Source organism: Pseudomonas sp. C9D1, from assembly GCF_056491235.1.
The window spans coordinates 815,457-836,037 of sequence record NZ_JBSZIE010000001.1; the positions used below are offsets into that span (position 1 = coordinate 815,457).

At 61.6% G+C, this 20,581-nt stretch carries 18 protein-coding genes and 1 tRNA gene; 12 read left to right on the forward strand and 7 right to left on the reverse strand.

Going from position 1 to position 20,581, the window contains the following annotated elements; translation table 11 throughout:
• The first annotated feature begins 110 nt into the window (after window positions 1–110).
• Both ACXI0U_RS03800 and ACXI0U_RS03805 read left to right on the forward strand, forming a co-directional pair.
• Complete coding sequence (locus ACXI0U_RS03800; protein ID WP_021218749.1) at window positions 111–545, forward strand: MerR family transcriptional regulator; 435 nt, start codon at window positions 111–113, stop codon at window positions 543–545.
• 35 nt (window positions 546–580) lie between these two features.
• Complete coding sequence (locus ACXI0U_RS03805) at window positions 581–949, forward strand: hypothetical protein (RefSeq protein ID WP_431483675.1); 369 nt, start codon at window positions 581–583, stop codon at window positions 947–949.
• Window positions 950–994: 45 nt separating this feature from the next.
• Here ACXI0U_RS03805 and ACXI0U_RS03810 read toward each other — a convergent pair whose 3' ends face one another.
• On the reverse strand, window positions 995–1,654 hold the full coding sequence (locus ACXI0U_RS03810; protein ID WP_431483676.1) for a TetR/AcrR family transcriptional regulator: 660 nt from the start codon (window positions 1,652–1,654) through the stop codon (window positions 995–997).
• A gap of 94 nt (window positions 1,655–1,748) precedes the next feature.
• Between ACXI0U_RS03810 and ACXI0U_RS03815 the strand changes: the two genes are divergently transcribed.
• Both ACXI0U_RS03815 and ACXI0U_RS03820 read left to right on the forward strand, forming a co-directional pair.
• A complete protein-coding gene (locus ACXI0U_RS03815; protein WP_431483677.1) occupies window positions 1,749–2,129 on the forward strand; it encodes an MAPEG family protein in 381 nt (126 codons plus the stop codon).
• A 45-nt stretch (window positions 2,130–2,174) separates the two neighbouring features.
• A complete protein-coding gene (locus ACXI0U_RS03820; protein WP_431483678.1) occupies window positions 2,175–2,612 on the forward strand; it encodes a hypothetical protein in 438 nt (145 codons plus the stop codon).
• A 220-nt stretch (window positions 2,613–2,832) separates the two neighbouring features.
• Here the strand turns inward: ACXI0U_RS03820 and ACXI0U_RS03825 are convergent, their stop codons facing one another.
• A complete protein-coding gene (locus ACXI0U_RS03825) occupies window positions 2,833–3,246 on the reverse strand; it encodes a hypothetical protein (protein ID WP_431483679.1) in 414 nt (137 codons plus the stop codon).
• 75 nt (window positions 3,247–3,321) lie between these two features.
• On the opposite strand from ACXI0U_RS03825, the gene ACXI0U_RS03830 reads away from it, so the two are divergent.
• Together ACXI0U_RS03830 and ACXI0U_RS03835 are read left to right on the forward strand one after the other, a co-directional pair.
• Window positions 3,322–3,747, forward strand: a complete 426-nt coding sequence (locus tag ACXI0U_RS03830; RefSeq protein ID WP_431483680.1) for a hypothetical protein — start codon at window positions 3,322–3,324, stop codon at window positions 3,745–3,747.
• 35 nt (window positions 3,748–3,782) lie between these two features.
• A complete protein-coding gene (locus tag ACXI0U_RS03835; protein ID WP_431483681.1) occupies window positions 3,783–4,217 on the forward strand; it encodes a hypothetical protein in 435 nt (144 codons plus the stop codon).
• On the opposite strand, the gene ACXI0U_RS03840 is transcribed toward ACXI0U_RS03835, so the two are convergent.
• Window positions 4,204–5,112, reverse strand: a complete 909-nt coding sequence (locus ACXI0U_RS03840; RefSeq protein ID WP_431483682.1) for an ADP-ribosylglycohydrolase family protein — start codon at window positions 5,110–5,112, stop codon at window positions 4,204–4,206. The two genes, ACXI0U_RS03835 and ACXI0U_RS03840, sit on opposite strands and share 14 nt — an antisense overlap.
• A 111-nt stretch (window positions 5,113–5,223) precedes the next feature.
• Window positions 5,224–6,933, reverse strand: coding sequence for an amidase (locus ACXI0U_RS03845; RefSeq protein ID WP_431483683.1), 1,710 nt, complete (start codon window positions 6,931–6,933; stop codon window positions 5,224–5,226).
• A gap of 574 nt (window positions 6,934–7,507) precedes the next feature.
• Here ACXI0U_RS03845 and ACXI0U_RS03850 point away from each other — a divergent pair.
• Window positions 7,508–8,542, forward strand: coding sequence for an ABC transporter substrate-binding protein (locus ACXI0U_RS03850; RefSeq protein WP_031287473.1), 1,035 nt, complete (start codon window positions 7,508–7,510; stop codon window positions 8,540–8,542).
• Between the two features lie 2 nt (window positions 8,543–8,544).
• On the forward strand, window positions 8,545–10,260 hold the full coding sequence (locus tag ACXI0U_RS03855) for a diguanylate cyclase domain-containing protein (protein WP_431483685.1): 1,716 nt from the start codon (window positions 8,545–8,547) through the stop codon (window positions 10,258–10,260).
• Window positions 10,261–10,371: 111 nt separating this feature from the next.
• Here ACXI0U_RS03855 and ACXI0U_RS03860 read toward each other — a convergent pair whose 3' ends face one another.
• Window positions 10,372–11,028, reverse strand: a complete 657-nt coding sequence (locus ACXI0U_RS03860; protein ID WP_431483686.1) for a TetR/AcrR family transcriptional regulator — start codon at window positions 11,026–11,028, stop codon at window positions 10,372–10,374.
• A gap of 157 nt (window positions 11,029–11,185) precedes the next feature.
• On the opposite strand from ACXI0U_RS03860, the gene ACXI0U_RS03865 reads away from it, so the two are divergent.
• From ACXI0U_RS03865 to ACXI0U_RS03880, 4 genes are all read left to right on the forward strand, one after another.
• Window positions 11,186–12,235 carry an efflux RND transporter periplasmic adaptor subunit gene (locus tag ACXI0U_RS03865; RefSeq protein ID WP_431483687.1) on the forward strand — a complete coding sequence of 350 codons (1,050 nt, stop codon included), beginning with the start codon at window positions 11,186–11,188 and terminating at the stop codon, window positions 12,233–12,235.
• Complete coding sequence (locus tag ACXI0U_RS03870) at window positions 12,232–15,309, forward strand: efflux RND transporter permease subunit (protein WP_431483688.1); 3,078 nt, start codon at window positions 12,232–12,234, stop codon at window positions 15,307–15,309. Before ACXI0U_RS03865 ends, ACXI0U_RS03870 begins: the two co-directional genes overlap by 4 nt.
• A 470-nt stretch (window positions 15,310–15,779) precedes the next feature.
• A complete protein-coding gene (locus ACXI0U_RS03875; protein ID WP_431483689.1) occupies window positions 15,780–16,775 on the forward strand; it encodes an L-tyrosine/L-tryptophan isonitrile synthase family protein in 996 nt (331 codons plus the stop codon).
• Between the two features lie 137 nt (window positions 16,776–16,912).
• A complete protein-coding gene (locus ACXI0U_RS03880; protein ID WP_431483690.1) occupies window positions 16,913–19,105 on the forward strand; it encodes an L-tyrosine/L-tryptophan isonitrile synthase family protein in 2,193 nt (730 codons plus the stop codon).
• A 266-nt stretch (window positions 19,106–19,371) separates the two neighbouring features.
• Here the strand turns inward: ACXI0U_RS03880 and ACXI0U_RS03885 are convergent.
• Together ACXI0U_RS03885 and ACXI0U_RS03890 are read right to left on the reverse strand one after the other, a co-directional pair.
• A tRNA-Gly gene (locus tag ACXI0U_RS03885) sits at window positions 19,372–19,445 on the reverse strand.
• A gap of 123 nt (window positions 19,446–19,568) precedes the next feature.
• Window positions 19,569–20,453 (reverse strand): alpha/beta fold hydrolase, encoded by an 885-nt coding sequence (locus tag ACXI0U_RS03890; protein ID WP_431483733.1) that lies wholly within the window; start codon window positions 20,451–20,453, stop codon window positions 19,569–19,571.
• Window positions 20,454–20,581: the final 128 nt, after the last annotated feature.

Below are 20,581 nucleotides of genomic sequence, written 5' to 3' on the forward strand. Positions count from 1 at the left end.
GGGTAGTTGCCGGTCGTCGGCTCGAGGGAGAGCGCAACGCGGCGGGGCTGTGACGTCGCAAAGGCTAAGGTTAAAGTCAACTTCAAGGTCAATAGGGGAGCAGCAAATAAATGAAGATCGGCGAACTCGCCAAGCGCAGCGGCCTGGCCGCCTCGCGCATCCGTTTCTACGAAGCCAGCGGCCTGATCCGCGCCCAGCGCCTGGGCAACGGCTACCGCGACTACCCCGAGGAAACCCTGCATGTGCTGGAAATCATCGGCTGCGGGCAACAGGCCGGCTTCAGCCTGGAGGAAATGCGCAGCCTGATGCCCGGTGCCGACCTGCGCATCGGCGATCACGATCGCCTGCTGGCTGGCCTGCACGCCAAGGTCGCCGAGATCGAGATCGTCCAGCAGCGCCTGGCGCAAAGCCGCGAGCGCCTGCTGCAGACCATCGCCAGCATCGAAGGCAAGCCCGAGGGCATGGACTGCGCGGAAAATGCCAAGCGCGTGATGGATCAATGGCGGGAGCGCAATGCGAAGGGCACCAAGGACGTGGCGTCGTGATGGATGAGCGACGCGGGCACTGAAGGGCGTTGACCATGATTCTGACTATCGACTTTCCTCAGGACCTGCGAACCGAAGCGATGCTCCAGCACGTGCGGATTCCGTGCCTGTGCAAGGTGGCAGCGGACTTTGCCATTGCGTTTGCGGTAACCGTCCCTCCCTCGGAAGGGCTCGTTTCCGGGTGGGATCGCCGTGAGCTGGAGTTGAGAGCGGTTGCAGGGGCGGGAGGCGAGTACACCCACTACAGCCAAGGGCTGATCACGCTGGAGATGATCGGGGAGAGAACATACCGGATCGTCGACCTGGAGATGTTCTACACCCGTTTTGGCTGGTGCGCCGTGATCAGGGATGGCGAGTATGCGGAGCCAGGGGCGTTCTGGGATGAGGACGATTCTGGTCTCTGAAAAACTGCCAGGCAGTAGGGACGGCGATGCCCTCAAGCCCTCTGCCTACTCGATCCCCAACCCCACCAGCAGCACGTCCAGGCCCAGTTCGAAGGTGCGGTCGAAGTGTTCCGGCTTGAAGTATTCGCCCGCCTGGGCAACGAGGGGGAAGTCCTGTGCCAACTCTTCGTCACCGATGGGGCGTAGCGACGAGGTGCCTTCGGCGTAGCCGCTGATCTCGTCCAGGGTTGCGCCGAGCAGGTAGTAGCCCAGCGCGCGGAAGCCCCGGGCGGCGGCCTCGTCGTCCAGCCCCGCGGCTTTGAAGCAATCCAGTATCTCCCCCAGGAAGGTGACGCCCGTCCTTGAGTTCCAGCGGTGCAGGGCCAGCCAGGCGTAGAGGCGCGCATGCCGCCTGGCCAACTGGCGCCATTGCACCGCGAGTGCTCGCAGGCGGTGGGCCGGTGCTTCCCCCCGCGGGGGGAATTCCACGGTCGCAAGCACCCGGTCCACCAGGGCGTCGAGGATATGGGCCTTGCTGGGGAAGTAGTTGTAGATGCTCATCGCCTCGCACCCCAGGGCGGTGCCCAGGCGGCGTGTGCTGAAGGCCTCCAGCCCATCCAACTCGATCAGCCGCAGGGCCTCGGTTTCGATCCGTTCCCGCGTCAGTGGCTCGCGTACCGATGGCTGCGTGGTGGTGGCGTCGGACAGTGATTTCTTGCGTGGCACGGTGCGCCCCTCCAATGAAAAGGCTTGCAGTGTAAATCAGCTTCTGCCAGCTTACGCTGTAAGTTTTCTTACAGTGTAAGTATTGGAGAAAAACATGCTCGAACTCCCGATAACCTCCTGCTCGGCGGCGCTGGCCGCTGTCTTGCTGACGGGGCTTTCCCTGAATGTTTCCAGGCTGCGCATGCGCCACCGCGTCAGCCTCGGCAGTGGCGGCCACAAAGCCCTGCAGCTGGCCGTGCGTGCCCACGGCAACGCCCTGGAGCAATCGCTCCTGTTCTTTCTCTTGCTGCTGATCGCGGAGGCCCAGGCTCATTCGTTTGCGCCGCTGGCCGCTGTGGCAGGTGCTTTCCTGCTGGCGCGTGGGGCCCATGCCATCGGCATGCTGGCCGGGGTCCTGAAGCTGCGGCAGGGCGGCCATGCCCTCACGTTGCTGGCCCAGGTGGCGCTGGTCGTCGTGTTGCTGACGGGGTTGTGAGGCGGAGGTACCGCCAGGGTCACTGCAATCAACAAGGAGTCGCTCATGCTGTCGAAACTGCTCGTAACCGTCGGGATCGTCTTCTACGCCGCCGTGGTGCCGGTGCTGGAGATCAACGACACCCATGTGTTCAACCAGGCCTGGGAGGCCCACGCGCGGCTGCACGAGGTGTGGCAACTCTTCACCAACACGGCGCTGGGGCTCTTCAGCCTGTGGTTGGTGTGGTTCAGGAACGACCTGCGCCTCTCCAGCCTGCTGACGCTGTTCGTCACCGGCGGCTTCCTGCTCAGCTATTGGCTGCGCCATACCTACGGTGGCTCGATGGTGCTCAGCGATGGCTCGGAGAAAATGATCCTCGGCATCAATCTGGGGCTGTTCGCCTACCTGCTTGCGCTGTTCCTGGCGGGGGTGGCTCTGCTGATCGAGCGGCGGCGTAATGGTGAGCGGGGTGAGCGGCCGGTGGGCAACGGCTCCCTGGGCTGAAGCCCAGGCTACGGGGGTATTGTCGGTTGTTGCGTAGCTCGTGGTTGGCCATAGAGTGTTCGCCTGAACTCAACCGCGTGATGACTTATCTGGGATAGCCGTATTGCCGATTCAAGGTGCGGAACTGAGTAGGGTGGGCTTCAGCCCACCGCCGCCCGGTGGAAGGACTCATCTTTGTGGATAACCAGTAGCGAAGCTGGAGACTTGAACCCGCGCACGGTCATCTGCTGTTCGGGTATGGAAGATCAGCAGATGAGCCATGCCACACTGCGGCCTCCGCCCGGGACAACTCCAGGCTGTACCGGGCCTTGAGCACCGCGATGGCATCCGCCGTAAGCGCGCATGAGTTGTGTATCAGCGAGCTCCCGCATGTCATGAACAGGTAAAGCGCGGATAGCTGTATAAGGCGCTCGGACTCCGACTCCACCGCATAGACGCCCGGCTGCTCTTCCAGCTCGTAGATATCCACTGCAGGGTCGTCGCTCTCGCGATCGGCGATGTAGAGGTAGGTCCAGGTTCGGCTGTAGACGGGGTTGGCGTCGCCATCCGTATCGACATTACGGCCTGCGCCGTAGAGCAGGTCGATGAAGGCTCTGAAGTCAGGGCGGTTCTGGTTGATTTCGACTAGGTACATCGCTCGCTCATTTTTATCGTCGGATGAGTGGGGCTACTCGAGAATGCCGTGTCAGCTGCAAAGGAAGGGTTTCGAATGGATCTTAAGTTGATAAATGGCCTGCTGACACTCGCCACCTTCACCACCCTCTGCGCCTGCGTCCCCGTCTACAAGACCCTCCAGCCCTATGCCGAGGCACAGGTGCGCAACGAGCAGGGCCAGCCGCTGGAGTCGGCCGAGGTGGTGTTGATCAGCAGTGCCTATCCCTATGGCTGGGAGCAGTTCAGGGCGACGGCGATGACCGACCCGGCGGGCCTCGCGACCTTCTACAAGGTGAAGGATCTGCGCCTCGAGTTCTTCGTGATCCACGGGGCGCAGCAGTTCTTCTGGAACTGGTGCGTGAAGAGCCGGGGCTACGCGACCCAGACCACCACCTTCAGCAATGGCGATGATTTCGAGGCCTATCCGACGTTCGTGCTCAAGCCGGGGGTTTCCTCGGCTTGCCCTGAGCCCAGGAAATAGGACCGCTTCACGCCGTTGTGCCCAAGGAGATGCATGTGAACGAGCCGCTTTACACACCGGAACAGGTGGCGAAAAGAAATGCCGCGACGGATAAGCATGTCCGGCGCTGGTTGGCGGAGCTGCCCAGTACGGAAAAACTCGAATTCCTCAAACAGCTTTGGCCGCTGAATTTCCGCTTTACGCTCCTGCTCGTTCAGGGGGCGAGGCTGTCCAGGCAGGAAAGCGAAAGCCTGCTCGTGCACTGGTTACACAACGGTAACCACAACGGAGCCCAGGAGCTCATCAAGCGGCTCGAGCCGGTACTGGGAGAGAAGCGGTTCTGGCGCGTCGTTGCGCAGGAGGAGCTCGATCCGACCATGCATGACTTCATCAATTACCACAGCAGGGGGCGGCTTGACGCTGAGCGCTCCCGGGCTCTGCGCGAAGAGTCTCCGAGCGCCGGTGCTTTCCGTGCGCCTAAGCCCGACTGATCGCCGCCTGATACAACCCTTCTGCAATCTTCTCGATCTCATCCCCCTGGTGCAGCTTGCCGAGCCATTTGGCCGGGATGCCGGGCTTGCCGTAATAGGCGCCGGCGACCTGGCCGACGATGGCGGCGGTGGTGTCGGCGTCGTCGCCCAGATTGGCGGCTTCGAGCACGGCGGCTTCGAAGGAGTCGGTGGCCCAGAAGCACCAGAGCGCGGCTTCGAGGGAGGCGACGCAGTAGCCCGTGCCGCGTATCTGCGCGCGGGGCTTGCCGATGAAGCTGCCGCCGGCCAGTTCGCGGATGGCGGGTTGCAGGTAGAGGGCGGGGGAGGCGTCGAGCAGCTGGTCGCGGGATTTGCCGGCCAGGGCGTTGGCGATGACCTCGGCCAGCAGCTTGCAGGCCTCGACCGCTTCGGCGGCGCCGTGGGTGGTGCGCGAGCTCTGCTGGGCGAAGCGGGTGACGTCTTCCTGGTGGGGGAAGTAGTACATGACCACCGGGGCGAGGCGCATCAGCGAGCCGTTGCCGGCGGTATCCGGTTCGCTGGAGCCGGCGAAGGGCTGGCCGGATTCCTGGTAGCGGGTCAGCGCCTCGCGGATGGTGGTGCCGATGTCGAAGCATTGCCCGGTGGAGCTCCAGTAGCCCCATTGCCACCAGTTGAGGTAGCGCGTCATCTGGTCGGCGGCGTCGAAGCCGTGTTTCTCCAGCAGGCTTTCGGCGAGGCACAGGGCCATGGAGGTGTCGTCGGTCCATTGGCCCGGCGCGAGGGCGAAGGGGCCGCCGCCGTTCATGTCGTCGATGGGCTTGAAGGTGCCGGGCGGGAAGAATTCGAGGGTGGTGCCGACGGCGTCACCGCTGGCCAGGCCGAGCAGGCATCCCTTGTAGCGATCCAGTAGTTCCATGTGCGTATCCCCAGGGTGGACCTGATGGGTACTCCAGGGCCGGGCCTGGGGCAAGTGTCTGCGCGATGAGCGGGCAGGATCGGTGCGTGCAGCCCCGATCCTGCCGTTCCATCAACTGCGTGCCAACGGCGGGGTGCGCGGCGGCACCTGGCGTTTGCTGCCGGTGGCCTCGTAGGCCGAGGCGAGGCGCAGCAGCGTGGAGTCGTCGTAGGCGCGGCCGGCGAAGGTGAGGCCGACGGGCATGCCGATATCGGCCATCACGCCCATGGGCACGGTGACCGTGGGCACGCCCAGGTGGCGGATGGCGAGGTTGCCGTTGGCGACCCAGATGCCATTGCTCCAGGCGATGTCGGCGGACTCGGGGTTGACGTCGGCGTCGGCCGGGCCCACGTCGGCGACGGTGGGGAAGAGCACGGCGTCGAGGCCCAGGCGGTCCATCCATTCTTCGAGGTCGATGCGGCGGGTCTGCTCCAGGCCGCGCAGGCCGTCGGGCAGGGTGGGGATCTGGTCCCAGGGCGTGATGCCGCGCTCGGCCATCCGCACGTACTCGTCCATGCCCGCCGCCAGGTCGCCCTCGCGGTTGGGCAGGGTGCCCGGGTCGTGGGGGAAGATCTTCGGCCCGTCGACGTCCACCAGGCGGTTGAGCCTGGGGTCGCCATTGGCGCGGAGGAAGTCGTCGAAGGCCCAGGCGGAGAGGTCCCAGAGCTCGTGGTGGAGGAATTCCTTGGACACCAGCCCGCGGTTGAACACGGTGGGGGCGCCGGGGCGGTCGCCCTCGCAGTTGGACACCAGCGGGAAATCGACCTCGACCACTTCGGCGCCGGCGGCTTCGAGGGCCTTGCGGGCCTCCTGCCACAGGTCGATCACCGAGGCGCGGGTGTTGATGCGCTGGCCGGTGGGGCCGCCGATGCCGGGGGCTTCGCTGGTACCGGCTTGCGGGTCGGCGTTGATGAACATGCGCGGCACGCCGAGGCGCTTGCCGGCCAGGGCCTCGGCCGTCACTGCCAGCTCCAGGTAGGAGGCGGGGCGCACGCTGGAGGCGGCCGGAATCGGCACCCAGGGCTGCAGGCGCCACAGGTCGCCACGGGTGTCCGGGTCATCGGCGACCACCACGTCGAGCACTTCGAGCAGGTCCGCCATGGTGCGGGCGTAGGGCACGACCACGTCCATGGTCGGCGTGAGCGGCCAGTTGCCGCGCACCGAGATCACCCCACGCGAGGGCGTGTAGGCGCACAGGCCGTTGTTGGAAGCGGGGCCACGGCCGCTGGACCAGGTTTCCTCGGCCAGGCCGAAGGCCGAGAAGCTGGCCGCGGTGGCGGTGCCGGCACCGTTGGAGGAGCCGGAGGCGAAGGGCGCGGTGAGGTACGCGGCGTTGTAGGGGCTTTCCGCACGGCCGTAGACGCCACGCTGCATGCCGCCGTTGGCCATGGGCGGCATGTTGGTCTTGCCCAGGCAAATGGCGCCGGCGGCGCGCAGCCGCTCGATGGTGAAGGCGTCGCGCTGGGCCACCAGTTCGGCGAAGGCCGGGCTGCCGGAGGCGGCGGTGAGGCCCTTGACCAGGTAGCTGTCCTTGGCGGTGTAGGGGATGCCGTCGAGCGGGCCGAGGGTTTCGCCCCGGGCGCGGCGGGCATCGGCGGCGCGGGCTTCTTCGAGGGCCTCGGGGTTGCGCACGACCACGGCGTTGAGGGCGGTGGCGGTGTCCTTGCCGTCATAGGCGTCGATGCGGGCGAGGTAGGCCTCGACCAGTTCGACGGCGGTGGTGCGGCCGGATTCGAGCGCGGCGCGCAGCTCGGCGATGGAGGCTTCGGTGACTTCGATCATGGGTTCACCGCCTGGCGTTGCTGGGGCTGGCCGGCGACAGGGCGCGGTACCCGGACGTGGGGGGAGGTGATGCTGGCAAAACCGGTGTTCATGACGGTCCTCGTTTCTTGTGCGTGTGCGGTGGGGCGGAGGCGCGGACGCGCGGCCAGGCCGCTGGCGTTCCCAGGGGGCCTATTTAGCCACCAAGTGCCAGGCAGAGGAATCGCCCGTGCGCCCGCTCGTCTGCGGCGGTACGGGCGTCCCACTCTTGCCCGATTCTCGTGCCCATTCCGCTGTGCGCCCGGGTGAAGGGCCGCCGGCGAGGGGGCGATGGGCTGCCGTGGCGCTCCGTTTGTCCGATCCTCCACGCGGATGGCGGCTTTTGGCCATATCGACGAGCAAAACGGGTTGCGTCATCGCTATGCTGTGGGGAATCCGTCGCGACCGCTCCATTCCGGCCAGGGCAAGCAGGCTGGTCGCCCGGTTATTTCAGGTTCGAGGTGCATTCCCGGTCAGTGCTTGGAGGCCTGGGCGGGGGCGGTTGGTTCATGCTTCGGAATCGTTCAATCAGCCTAATTCCGTCCAGGGCGGGGATATGCGCAGACTGTGTTCGATCTGGGCTTTGGTTGCCTGGTGCATCTCCGTGCCGGCCCTGGCGGCTGACGGCGATGTGCTGCATGTACTGGCCTGGCCCGGCTACGCCGACGCCGATGTGGTGAAGGCGTTCGAGCAGCAGCACCAGGTCAAGGTGGTGGTGACCCTGGTGGATTCCGACGAGTCCCTCTGGGACAAGCTGCACGCCCAGGACGGCGAGCTGTTCGACGTGCTCGCCGCCAACACCGCCGAGATCCAGCGCTACTACCACAACGGCATGCTGCAGCCGCTGGATGTCTCGCGCCTGCCCAACACCCGCTTCCAGTTGCCGCGCTTCCAGGATCGCGAGTCGATCGAGGGGCTGACGCGGGACGGCCAGGTGTATGCCATTCCCTTCACCTACGCGGCCATGGGGCTCATCTACGACCGCCAGCAGGTGCCGGTGCCGCCGCGCTCCATGGCCGAGATGTGGAACCCGGCCTATCAAGGCAAGGTGCTGGCCTTCAACAGCGCGCAACACAACTTCTCCTTCACCGCGCTGACCCTGGGACTGCCCGATCCCTTCCACCTGCGCGACGCCGAGATGCGCCAGGTGACCCGGCAGCTGGTGGCCCTGCGGCGCAACCTGCTGGCCTACTACAGCCTGCCGGAGGAGGCGACCGATCTGTTCCTGCGGCACAAGGCGGCGCTGCTGTTCGCCAATTACGGCATGCAGCAGGTGACGCAACTACGCCAGGCCGGCGCCGATGTGGGTTATGTCATTCCCGATGAAGGGGCCATCGCCTGGCTGGACTGCTGGGCCATGACGCGCACCGCGTCCAACCCCGAGCTGGCGCTCGCGTGGATCGACTACATGCTCGAACCCCGCATTGGCAAGCTGCTGAGCGAGCGCCAGGGCCTGGCCAATACCCTGGAGGCCCCGCTGGAGCCGGCGGGGGATGCGCGGCTCATCTGGCTGCAACCGGTGGAGGACGTCGGCCGGCGCGAGACGCTGTGGAGCCGCATCGTCTCCGGTGACCGGGAGGAGAGGTTCTAGCCATGCGCATGGGCCTGACCGTCAAGCTGTCGATCCTGCTCGCCTGCATCGGCATCCTCTCGTCGGGGATCACCGGCTACTTCTCCTATTCGGCCAACCAGGCGCTGCTGGTGAAGGAGGCCGAAGGCAACCTGCTCACCTCCACCGAGCTGCTGAGCCAGCGCCTGTCGTCGTTGCTGAGCGACATCGACGCCGACGCCCTGACCCTGGCCGAGATGCCTTCCAGCGCGCAGGTCTCCAGCCTCGCTTCGCTGCCGGGCGCCAAGCCGCACCTGGCCGGTGTCTTCGCCACGGTGATGCGCCTGCACCCGCAGTACTCCCAGGTGCGCCTGATCAGCCGCCAGCACCACGGCATCGAGGTGATCCGCTTCGATCGCGACGGCCAGCGCATGGTCGAGGTGGACGGCCTGCTGCTGCAGGAGAAAGGCCATTTCCCCTACGTGTTCGAAACGCTGCAGCTCAAGCCGGGGCAGGTGTACCTCGCGCCCATCACGGTCAACCACGAGCGCGGCGCTCACTCGGCCGACGGCACCCCGACCCTGCGCGTGGCTACGCCCGTGGCGGGAAAGGACGGGGTGGTGCAGGGGGTGGTGGTCATCAACGTCGACCTCAAGCGCTTCCTCGAACAACTGGAGGCGGACCTGCCGCAGGGGCACCAGTTGTACCTGGCCAACCAGTGGGGCGACTTCCTGGTGCACCCGGAGCCGGCGATGGCCTTCGGCTTCGACAAGGGGCGGCGCATCCTCATCCAGGACAGCTTCGCCGACACCCAGCGCCTGCTCAGCCGCCAGGAGCCGAGCATCCTGATCAACGGCCTGGACGCACCGACCCGGGCCGAGGGCAAGATCATGGCCTTCGTGCGCAAGCCCTTCGGCCTCAAGGGGGATGACCAGTTCGTCGTGCTCGGCCTCTCGCGACCGTTGGAAGACGTGCTCGGCAGTGGCCGCTCCCTGGGGCGCAGCATCATCCAGATGGTGCTGGTGTTCAGCGTGCTGGCGGTGGTGCTGGCGGTGCTCTTCTCCCGCGCCCTGACCCGGCCGCTGCAGATGCTCAGCCACGCCGCGCGCAGCTTCCAGACCGAGCACATGCACGACGTCGCGCTGCCCATCGCCCGCAAGGACGAGATCGGCGTGCTGGCCCGTGGCTTCGACCTGATGCGCCGCGAACTCAAGTCGCACATGGAAATGATGAGCCGCAACCAGCAGGAATTGCGCCACCTGGCCGACCACGACTCGCTGACCGACCTGCCCAACCGGCGGCAGTTCTTCCGCCAGATGCAGCGCTCCATCAGCGGCGTGGCCGACAGCGGCGAGCAACTGGCGGTGCTGTTCCTCGACCTCGACGACTTCAAGAAGATCAACGACGACATGGGCCACTCGGTGGGCGACGAGGTGCTCATCGTCGTCGCCCGGCGCCTGCGCGGCGCAGTGCGCAGCGGCGACCTGGTGGCCCGGCTCGGCGGCGACGAATTCGTGGTGCTGATCCAGGGCGAGGACATTGCCGCCGCTGCCAAGGCCGTCGTGAACAAGATCCTCACGGCCCTGGCCGACCCCATCACAGTGAAGGGCCACCCCCTCGACATCGGCGCCAGCATCGGCCTGAGCATCTACCCCCAGGACGGCACCACCGCCGAGGCGCTGATGCTGCATGCGGACAACGCGATGTACCGGACCAAGCTGGAGGGGCGGAAGGTCCGGGCGGGGGCGGCGCCGGAGTGACGGCGGAGTTATGGGGGGCTGTGGACAAACGAGCTCGATGGCAGCAACTTGAGGCGCCTCATCAGTCATGAAATTTGAGGCGCTCAACCTTGGCTTATAGCCTCTGATGCTTCAGCCGATGCCTCTTTCGTCCAGGCATTTGGCCTGTTGGAACAGGGCAATCGCGATCGGCCGGGCGAGGCGCTCGGCCGATCGTCGTAAATGGCCCGCGCGGGCGCGGATGCCGATGCTGTGAGCCGTTGAGGTCAACAAGAACCCCATCGTATCTATATCGGTTCCCGCGGGCAGGTCTCCAACAGCCAGTGCATCGCGCAAGCGGGCTTGCAGCTGGTTGTCCATTTCACACAACACTTCATCCAGCACGTTACGGATTTCCGGATCTGCCAGTGCTTCCGCTGATGCGGTCGATATCACCGCACAACCGCATACCCCGGTATCCGCATTGCCTCCTTCCAACTCGATTGCCGCGTGCAGATAGCGCTCGATGACATCAGCGAAAGAGCTGTCGTCTGGCTGAGGGCGCAGGGCCTGCTCGAAATGTACACGGGCTCGATCACGGAATCGCCCCATTGCCTTTATGTACAGCGAGCGCTTGTCACCGAACCCGGCGTACAGACTCGGGCGGTTCATGCCGCTGGCAGCGGACAGGTCATCCAGGGACGTTCCGGAATAGCCCTGTGTCCAGAATATGTTGAGAACCTGATCCAGCACTGCATCTGGATCGTAGGTCCTCGGGCGGCCGCGCGGTCGTTGAGTTTTGGGGCTCATTTCTCCACTCCAAATCAGAATGTTCCGAATTGACTGATTTTGTGCGAGTCAGTACATAATTCGGTTTTTATGCGAACAAGTACAAAAAATGAATGCTACCTCTAGAAGCACGACTACGCAGCGTCTCGGTACGCTCCGATACCGCGGTCCCCTGCTGGTGTTCGCTCTGCTGAGCGCAGCTTGCGACAAAAGCCCAAGTGGGCTGGACGAGGTGTTGGCAGTTCGAGTTACTACGGTGCAAGCCACTTCCGACTCGCTCGGCACTGTTCTTTCTGGGGTCATCGTGCCTCGCCTTGAAAGCGAGCTTGCCTTTCGGGTCAGTGGCAAAGTCATCGAGCGCCCGGTTGATGCAGGGGCACAGGTCAAGGCTCGGCAAGGGTTGATGCGCTTGGACCCAACGCCGTTTCAGCTCGCGCTAGCAGAGGCCCAGGCCCAGCTGACGCAGGCGCAGCATTTCGCGGCTCTGCTGGAGCGGGACGTCAAGCGCAACCGCAGTCTGGCTAAATCCGGTGCCATCAGCAGCGCTGACTTTGATGTCATGGTGACCGATCAAGCTCAAGCACAAGCTCGCGTGCAGGCTGCACGCAGCAGGTTGGAACAGGCCCGCAACCATCTCGCCTACAGCTCCCTCTCGGCGCCAGCCGAGGCTGTCGTCGTGGCTGTACGTGCCGAGATTGGCCAAGTGATCGAATCGGGTCGACCGGTACTGGCAGTGGCCTATGCCGGCCAGCGTGAGGTGGAGATCAATGTGCCCGAAGCGCAGGTTTCCTCGATCACTGTCGGCATGCCGGTGAGTGTGACCTTACTCGTTTCGCCTGCGAACGTGCTGCAAGGTACTGTGCGCGAAGTGTCCCCGATGGCCGATCCGGCAACGCGTACCTTCCGCGTCCGGGTGGACTTGGCTGAGTTTCCCAGTGAGGCCCGACTGGGCATGACCGCTCAGGTTCGGATACAGCCCGCGATGACTCAGCCTGTGTATGAACTACCGATCACTGCGTTGTTCCAGCAAGGCGCGCAACCGGCGGTTTGGGTTCTGCCCCAGCAGGCCGGCCAACTTCAGTTGCGACCGGTGCAACTAGCGAGCCTGGACACTGTATCTATCCGTGTGTCCGCTGGACTGTCTCCGGGTGAGCGGGTGGTAGTGGCCGGAGTGCATCGGCTAGACGAAAAACAAAAGGTGAAAGTCTGGGATGAGAGGCTGCCATGACCCGCTTCAACCTCTCCGCATGGAGCCTGCGCCATGGCTCGTTGGTGGTTTTTTGCATGCTGTTATCCCTGATCATGGGCGGAGTTGCCTACATCCAGTTGGGCCGTGCCGAAGATCCCAGCCTGACCATCAAGGTGATGACCATCGATGTGGCGTGGCCCGGAGCATCCACCCGCGAGATAGAACAGCAGGTGGTCGAGAGGATTCAGCGAACGCTGCAAGAAGTACCCAACTACGATTACTCGAATGGCTACGTGCGCCCCGGCCAGGCCACTATTTTTCTGGTACTCAAGGATTGGACACGTAAAGCACAGATCGAGGAAAGCTGGTATCAGGCCCGCAAGCGGATCGGCGACATCCGCCATACGTTGCCGGAGGGTGTCCAAGGGCCTTTCTTCAATGACGACTTCGGCGATACGTTCGGGTCGATCTATGCCTTTCACGCTGATGGCTTCGATGATGGGGAGATGAAGCAAGTACTGCTGGCGGCACGTGAGCGCCTGCTGGAACTACCCGATATCTCAAAGGTGCTGTTGCTGGGCCTACAAGACGAACGCTTCTATATCGAGTTCAGCCATGTTCGATTGGCTCAACTGGATATCACGCCTCAAGAATTGTTCGATGCCTTGCACCGGCAGAATGCGGTAGAGCCGGCCGGGACCGTCGAGGGGCAAAGCCGGATTTATGCCCGTATATCCGGTGCCATACAGTCGGTTGGCGATCTGGAAAGCGTTGCCATCACTGCTGGGGGGCGCATCTTTCGCCTTGGTGATATTGCTCTAGTCCGTCGCGGCTTTATCGACCCCCCCTCGCTTTCCATGCGTCGCAATCGCGAGCGTGTGACCGGGTTGGCCATATCGATGGTCGAGCAAGGCGACATTCTTCAGTTGGGGCGACGACTAGATGCCCGCATTGCTCAACTGCAGAGCCAGTTGCCCGCCGGTGTCACCATTGAAAAAATCGTGGATCAGCCAACCTTGGTGCGCAACTCGGTCAACGAGTTCCTAAGTCATTTCCTGCTGGCGCTGGTGATTGTGCTGGCCGTCAGCTTGCTAATGCTGGGTTTGCGCACAGGTATCGTGGTGGCTGCCTCAGTACCTCTGGTGCTGGGAATTTCCTTCTTCATCATGTGGTGCCTGGGTATCAACCTTCAGCGGATTTCTCTGGGCGCACTTATCATTGCCTTAGGTCTGCTGGTGGACGATGCCATCATTGCAGTAGAGATGATGCAGGTGAAGCTGGAGGAAGGTTGGGATCGGTTCCGGGCCGCATCTTTCGCCTGGACCTCTACTGCCTTTCCGATGCTGACTGGAACGTTGATCACAGTGGCCGGATTCGTCCCGGTCGGTTTCGCTCACTCGTCGACCAGCGAGTTCACCGGATCAATATTCTGGGTGGTTGGTATCAGCCTGCTAGTCTCCTGGGTGGTTGCTGTCATATTCACTCCTTTTCTTGGTGCCCAGCTTCTGCCCGAGGTCGCTCATCCTTCGGGACATACCCCTAGTGCCCATCAGCGTTTCCATAGTTGGTTCAGCGTCAGGATCGCCTGGTGTGTAGCGCATCGTGGGTACGTCATCCTCGCCACCCTGGCAGCCTTCATTGTTTCCCTGGTCGCTTTTCAACTGGTGCCTCAGCAGTTCTTCCCCGACTCCCCGCGCGAGGAAATCCTGATCGACGTTCATCTGGAGGAGGGGGCCAGCTATGCGGCGACCCTGGCCCAGACCCGGCAGGTAGAACAGTTGCTGAAACGGGATGACCGGATCAAGAACGTAACTGCCTATGTCGGTACCGGCTCGCCACGCTTTTACCTGGCGCTCGATCCGGAGACGCCGAAGCTGAACTATGCACAGCTGATCGTGTATCCCAACGATATCAAGCAGGCGCCCGCCTTGGCCGCTGACTTGCGCATCAAGTTGTCCGGTGCTTTCGCGCACATTCGGACCCGGGTCTACCGTTTGGAGTTAGGTCCTACGGTTGGATATCCGGTTCAGTTCCGTGTCCGTGGTGACGATCCGGACAGGGTGCGAGACATCGCGGAACATGTACGCGACCGGATGCGCGAACATCCCCAGGTGCGGGACGTAAATCTGCAATGGAGTGAGCGAACCAAAGCCCTTCATTTCTCGATCGATCAAGACCGAGCTCGGGCGCTGGGACTGAACAGCCAGGATCTGGCCCGCACTCTTCAAACCCTGCTCAGCGGCTATACCGTGACGCAGGTGCGTGAAGGAACCGAACTGATCGATGTCGTGGCACGCGCCATTGATCAGGAACGTCTGGACGCCTCTCAGGTCGGCAACTTCACCGTGCGCGCCTCAAGCGGGCGCAGTATTCCGTTGAGCCAGGTCGCCACTATCACCCCAATACTGGAGGAGGGCGGGTTGTGGATTCGTAATCGCATGCCCACGTTGAGCGTTCGCGCAGACGTGAAGGACGGTGCACAGGCTCCTGATGTATCCGAGCAACTCTTGCCCATGCTGACGAAAATCCGCCAGGCATTGCCAACCGGCTATAGCATCGAGGTTGGTGGCGCCATCGAAGAGAGTAGGAAGGCCGATACCGCAATTCAGGCCGTGATGCCATTGATGCTGCTGCTCTGGGCCATTCTTCTGATGCTGCAGCTGCAAAGCTTCAGTCGCATGTTCATGGTCGTTCTGACCGCACCACTGGGCATGATTGGCGTCACTCTGGCGCTGCTGCTTACCGGTGCGCCGTTTGGTTTCGTGGCCACGCTAGGCGTTATCGCCCTGGCTGGCATGATCATGCGTAACTCGGTAATCCTGGTTGACCAGATCGACCGTGACATCGTCGCCGGGGAGGCGCCAGCTCAAGCAATTGTCGATGCCACGGTGCGTCGTACTCGGCCTGTCGTGCTGACTGCACTGGCCGCCATCCTCGCCATGATCCCGCTGACCTTTTCTACTCTGTGGGGGCCGATGGCCATTGCCATCATGGGAGGGCTGACTGTGGCGACGGTCCTGACGCTGTTCTTTGTTCCCGCACTTTATGCTGCCTGGTTCCGTGTCGAACGGACCATCCCAGAGGGGCGGCCTATCGTAGGAACAGAAGCATGAGGAACGTTACCCGGCAGCCACCTCTTTTGTCGGCCCGCGCCTTTCGCGATGTGTATGTGACACGTGAGGCACTCGCGCAGCATTGGTGGAGCGCCGTCGGTGGTGAAGTCCCCAATGCACTGTTCGCCCAGGCCCTAGCCTCCAACCAGGACACTATTGCCCGGCCTGGGATCGCATGCAGGAGCTGCGCGGGACCGCTACGAATGACGGTTTGGCAGCAGAACAGCGGCCTGCTGAGTCAGCACTTTCGTGCTTTGACCCTTGCCTATCGCGCTTCGGATACCGCGCTACGGGAGTTGGTGCATGCCTACGCCAATTGAACGGTAAGGCTCTTTTTTCCCTTTTGGGGCTTGCAGTTGTTCCTCACCCCGATAAGCACTGCAGCCCAATAGAGGCTCTGGCCGCACAAGCGGACGGTTGTCCATTTCCCATACCGGGGTGATGCAATACGCCAGTAACTGGAGGAAACCATGAGTGCTATGCAGGAGCAGGCAAATGAACAGATCGCCAATCAAGCTACGTCCGCACAATGGGATATGGCATTGGCAGTTCTCGGCACAATTTTCGAGAGGCGTTGCGTGATTGATCGTTCCGATATCGTCAATGACGACAGCAGCACATCAATCTCTGAGGTGAAGCCTCACCTCGCCAGAGTCTTGCATTCGCTACAGTCGGATATTCCAGTTGAAATGGTCTTGCCGGCCTTTCCTGGCAAGTCTCCGAACCGCAAGAAGACATTAAGCCATCTGCCTGATTTGGCAGAGCAGCATTTTATCGACCAGCTACATCAACTCTGCGAAGAAATTCGCGCAATTCATCCAAAAGGCGCGAAAGTGCACATCTGCTCAGACGGCTATGTATTCTCCGATGTGGTCAAGATTCCAGATGAGCACGTTAAAGACTACACCCAAGCCGTCAACGAGTATTGTCAGTCACGTTATCCCAGCATCTTTTCAATGTACGATCTGACCGATACCTATCCAAACCTGAAGTGTCTCAGCATCATGCGTGAAGAGCTGATCATGCAATATGGTGCATCCTTCTTCGTGCTGAAACAGCGCGTCAAAGAGGAGGACGAGTTTGCCTCCCTGTACCGCGGCATAACCCGATTCCTGTCCGAAGACTATTCCGGGCTGCCATCAATGGAGCATCTGAGCAAAAATCAGATTCAGCGTATGGCCCGGAGTGCGGCGTATCGCGTGATTCAGCGAAGTGAAGCCTGGGGTGACCTGCTCAATGCCAAATTTCCCCATGCGGTTCGGTTATCCATCCATCCCCAATTCCGTTGCTCCAGCAAGATCGGCATTCGACTGATCCCTGGACGCGACATATGGAGGACACCTTGGCACTCGGTCGCGGTACATCGAGATGGTGCCTACTTTCTTGAAAGCCGCAGTAACGTTGACGAACGTACCAACCGATTGGTTTTTTCCGCAGGACGGCCATCGCATTACATCAGCCACTGACCCCATTCGGGCTCATGACATCAGAAACACTGATTCGGCGCATTTAACGCCTATGTGATTTGCAGGGCTTACTTTCTGGTACAGCTCAGTCTGATTAAACCCCTCGCTATAACAATCGATCTTCAGGGAATTGAAGCATGTCCAATATCATGAACTTCCGAAAAATAAACTCGCGCCTTTGGAGTGGCGGCCAGCCCAATGCTGAGCAGATCAAGTGGCTGCACTCGGCGGGCGTGAAGGTCATTATCAATATGGCGCCCTACGACCCGCGCTATTCCATCGAAGACGAGCCGGGGTTGGTCTCCTCTCTGGGAATGACCTATCACCACTATCCCATGGATTTCAACAAGCCGATGGTGGACGAATACCAATTGATGCGTGCGGCATTGAGGGCTCATGTCGATGAACATGTATTTGTGCACTGCGCAGCCAACTACCGTGTCACCGTACTCTTGGGGCGTTACGGGGTAGATGAGTTGTGCTGGGCTCCTGAGAAAAGCGATGCCTTGATCGCAAGTGTGTGGAGACTGGAGGACTTTCCAGTATGGGAGAAATTTGCTAGCGAACTGTCACAACTGGCGGGAGGACTTACGGCACTTAACTCCCCCTATGACATCGATGCCATCATCGATGCAGTAGAGCTCTTTTTGGTTAAAGCCGACGGGGACCTTTTCGATACTCAAGGCCGTGATCATCTGAGGCGGCAAATCGCCCGACTGATCGCTGCTTCGGAGCCCTTGCAATTCCTGTTGCCGGGCTTTCCATGCAAGTCTCCCAACCACATAGACAAGTGCTTTGGGACGGAACCCGACTTCGGTGAAGTAATGGCTCTACGGCAACTCGACTCTCTCGCCAAGGCCGTAACGGACCAATATGCGCCGGGTTGCAGGGTTACCATTCTCAGTGATGGCATCAGCTTCAACGACATCGTCGAGGTGCCGGACGATGTCCGCCAGCGTTATAACAAGCGCCTGCGATCTCTGTGCCCTTCGCCATCCATCGCCTGGCAGGAGCTGCAAGCCTTGTTGCCCAATGCTCGATCCGACGGTGATGTGCGTGCAGCGCTGGAGCGGGCTGGCGGTGCCACCGAGCCGATCTACCGTTCTGCTGTTTTGGCCAATACACACGACAAGCTATGCAGCTACCTGTACAACGACATTCGCTTATGCCGCCGCCCAGACCAGAGCGAAGACGATTATCTATCGGATGTCGCCGAGCGCGCTGCTCGGATGATGCGGCGGGGGATGGGACTCAACACTCTTATCGATCGGCATTTCCCTGATCACATCCGGCTTTCGGTCCATCAGTACGACAATGCCGGGCCGAAATTCACCTTTGGCTTCGTCCCGGGTGCCACCCGGGTCACGCAACCTTGGCATGCCGTCCCTGTCCTGTCTCTCGTTGGGAAACTCGAACTTATCGGCCACGCTAGCGTGGACAAGGCTCGCCATGCCCTTGTCACTTTGGACGAGCAGCCCTGGCTCTACTTGGAGGTGGAGAATGAGCAGTGCCTCGGCTTTCAGTACCGGGTACTGAAATACCCTGGTTTTGGCATGGAGATATCAGGGGTGGGAAAAGACGGGCTGGAGTACCTACCAACTCAGCTGCTGCAAATCCTGATGAGCCAGTTCGGTTTTGTGTGCATACGTGATGTCGATTTTCCGCAGCAGAGCGAACTTACCAGCTACTGCGCGGGTTTTGGGCAGATCTACTATTGGAAGTTCGGGGCTGTTCATATAGTCAAGCCCGCCGAGAAGCCTGATGGCTTCGTTCATTCGTTGGAAAAGACGCCGCTCCATTGGGATTTGAGCATGCTCCCATTGGACCATGAGCAGGTGAGGGAAAACGAATGGTTTGCGGCTTCGCATTTCATGTTGTATTGCAAAATACCGCCACAACCTGGCGAAGGGCACACCACAGTTGTTGATGGACGGACAGTCATGGAGATCGCCGGCCCGCAGGCAGTCAAGCGCTGGCGGTCTACCTACGTCACCTACAACACTCCCATGACCTACTTTGGTGGGGCTCCACGCACTTACCCGTTGGTGATGCCGCATCCGCATACAGGAGAGGACATCTTCCGGTATCAAGAAGGCAGCGAGTCGATTTTGCAGCGATTTACCGCCTCCATCGGCACATTGCCGACAGAGGACAGTGAAAAAATCATCGCCTCGCTCAACGGCCTCGTCTACGACCCCCGCTGCATCCTGGCTCACGAATGGCAGGCAGGTGATCTGCTGATCATTGATAACTGGAGAACCTTGCATGGGCGGCTGCCCATGTCCGAACAATCACGTTCGCGGGAGCTGTGGCGTGTGCAGGTGTACTGACTAGCCGGGTTTGAGGGCGGAAGGAATAGCCAACGGCGCTTTTGCCCTCGTTTCGCATGTCATATCGGGGCCCCGTGGCTAGGCTATTTCTCGGCTGTTTAAATACGCCGCGAGCTGTTAACTCCCACTTCCCTTCTGAAGTTGGGGGAACACCTGTCCGGTAAGGGCAACCTGATGCTGCGGTTTACCGACGTGGTAGCTGTCACCAAAACTGTCACCAAATGAAAAGGCCCGCTTCTCGACGAGACTGCGGGCCTTTCTATGTCTGGAGCGGGCGAAGGGAATCGAACCCTCGTCATGAGCTTGGGAAGCTCAGGTAATGCCATTATACGACGCCCGCTTTCAAGGCCGCCTTTTTACCAGAAGCCTTGGCCAAAATGAAGCCCGATCATGCACTTAATGCACGCCTGCTACCTGGCGGCGTGGTATGGACGCCCCCGTTGCGGGGGCCTGCGTCGGGTGGTCAGACGGCCATCGCCTGGGTCGGCAGTGGCTGCAGGTGGCGCGGTTGCTGGGTGCTGGCGGGCGTGTCGAGGAAGCCGAGCATCACTTGCTGGGTCTGCAGCCAGCCGGCCTTGTGTTCGATGTCGATGAAGTGGCCTGCGTTGCGGATGGTGGCGAACTGGCAGTCGCGCACGTGCTCGGCGAACAATTGGGCATCCTTGGGAGATGTGTAGACGTCGTGCTCGCCGTTGACGAACAGCAGCGGGATGTCCACGGCCTTGAGGCAGTCCACGTAGCAGTTGGCGTCCAGGGACAGCACCTGGCGGATGTGGAAGTGCATCTGCCGGTATTCGTGCTCGTCGAGGTTGGCGACGTGCTTGTGGTTGAAGCGCTTGAACAGCGTCGGCAGGTAGCGGCCGATGGTGTCGTTGACCAGCGTGCCGACGTTCTCGCGGTCCACTGCCTGCAGGTAGTTCATGCCGTTTTTCATGTAATCGAGCATCGGCTCGTTGAGGATCGGCGAGAAGGAGTTGATCACCGCCTTCCTGATGCGCGCCGGGCTCTGGCCGAGGGCGAGCAGGGCGGCGACGCCCCCCCAGGAGAAGGACGAAAGGTAGTCCGCCTGGTAGTGCTCGATGAGCTCGAGGAGGATTTCCGCCTCGGTTTCCTTGGTGATCGGCCGGCTGTGGTCGTTGTGGGGCTTGGACCGGCCGGCGTAGGGCTGGTCGTAGAGCACCACGTTGAACTGCGGTTGCAGGTATTTCACCGTCTGCGCGAACGAGGCCGTGGTAGCCAGCGAGCCGTTGACCAGAATGATGGTGCGGCTGGCTTGAGGGTTGCCGTAGAACTCCGTGTGTACCTTGTACTTCCTGTCGATCGTGACGACCTGGGTCTGTGGCCTCATGTCGTTTCCTCCTGGCGCAAGTGGGTCGTGCGGACGAGGCAGGCCTCGTTCGCGGAGCATTCGGGCAGTCAGATAAACGCCTGGAGATGACAAGAGAATGTCAGGCGGTTTTTATTGGAATTTATTTA

Coding starts and splice junctions, on each gene's coding strand:
- ACXI0U_RS03800 (WP_021218749.1), top strand. CDS start 111: ATGAAGATCGGCGAACTCGCCAAGCGCAGCGGCCTGGCCGCCTCGCGC.
- ACXI0U_RS03805 (WP_431483675.1), top strand. CDS start 581: ATGATTCTGACTATCGACTTTCCTCAGGACCTGCGAACCGAAGCGATG.
- ACXI0U_RS03815 (WP_431483677.1), top strand. CDS start 1,749: ATGCTCGAACTCCCGATAACCTCCTGCTCGGCGGCGCTGGCCGCTGTC.
- ACXI0U_RS03820 (WP_431483678.1), top strand. CDS start 2,175: ATGCTGTCGAAACTGCTCGTAACCGTCGGGATCGTCTTCTACGCCGCC.
- ACXI0U_RS03825 (WP_431483679.1), bottom strand. CDS start 3,246: ATGTACCTAGTCGAAATCAACCAGAACCGCCCTGACTTCAGAGCCTTC.
- ACXI0U_RS03830 (WP_431483680.1), top strand. CDS start 3,322: ATGGATCTTAAGTTGATAAATGGCCTGCTGACACTCGCCACCTTCACC.
- ACXI0U_RS03840 (WP_431483682.1), bottom strand. CDS start 5,112: ATGGAACTACTGGATCGCTACAAGGGATGCCTGCTCGGCCTGGCCAGC.
- ACXI0U_RS03845 (WP_431483683.1), bottom strand. CDS start 6,933: ATGATCGAAGTCACCGAAGCCTCCATCGCCGAGCTGCGCGCCGCGCTC.
- ACXI0U_RS03850 (WP_031287473.1), top strand. CDS start 7,508: ATGCGCAGACTGTGTTCGATCTGGGCTTTGGTTGCCTGGTGCATCTCC.
- ACXI0U_RS03855 (WP_431483685.1), top strand. CDS start 8,545: ATGCGCATGGGCCTGACCGTCAAGCTGTCGATCCTGCTCGCCTGCATC.
- ACXI0U_RS03860 (WP_431483686.1), bottom strand. CDS start 11,028: ATGAGCCCCAAAACTCAACGACCGCGCGGCCGCCCGAGGACCTACGAT.
- ACXI0U_RS03870 (WP_431483688.1), top strand. CDS start 12,232: ATGACCCGCTTCAACCTCTCCGCATGGAGCCTGCGCCATGGCTCGTTG.
- ACXI0U_RS03875 (WP_431483689.1), top strand. CDS start 15,780: ATGAGTGCTATGCAGGAGCAGGCAAATGAACAGATCGCCAATCAAGCT.
- ACXI0U_RS03880 (WP_431483690.1), top strand. CDS start 16,913: ATGTCCAATATCATGAACTTCCGAAAAATAAACTCGCGCCTTTGGAGT.
- ACXI0U_RS03890 (WP_431483733.1), bottom strand. CDS start 20,453: ATGAGGCCACAGACCCAGGTCGTCACGATCGACAGGAAGTACAAGGTA.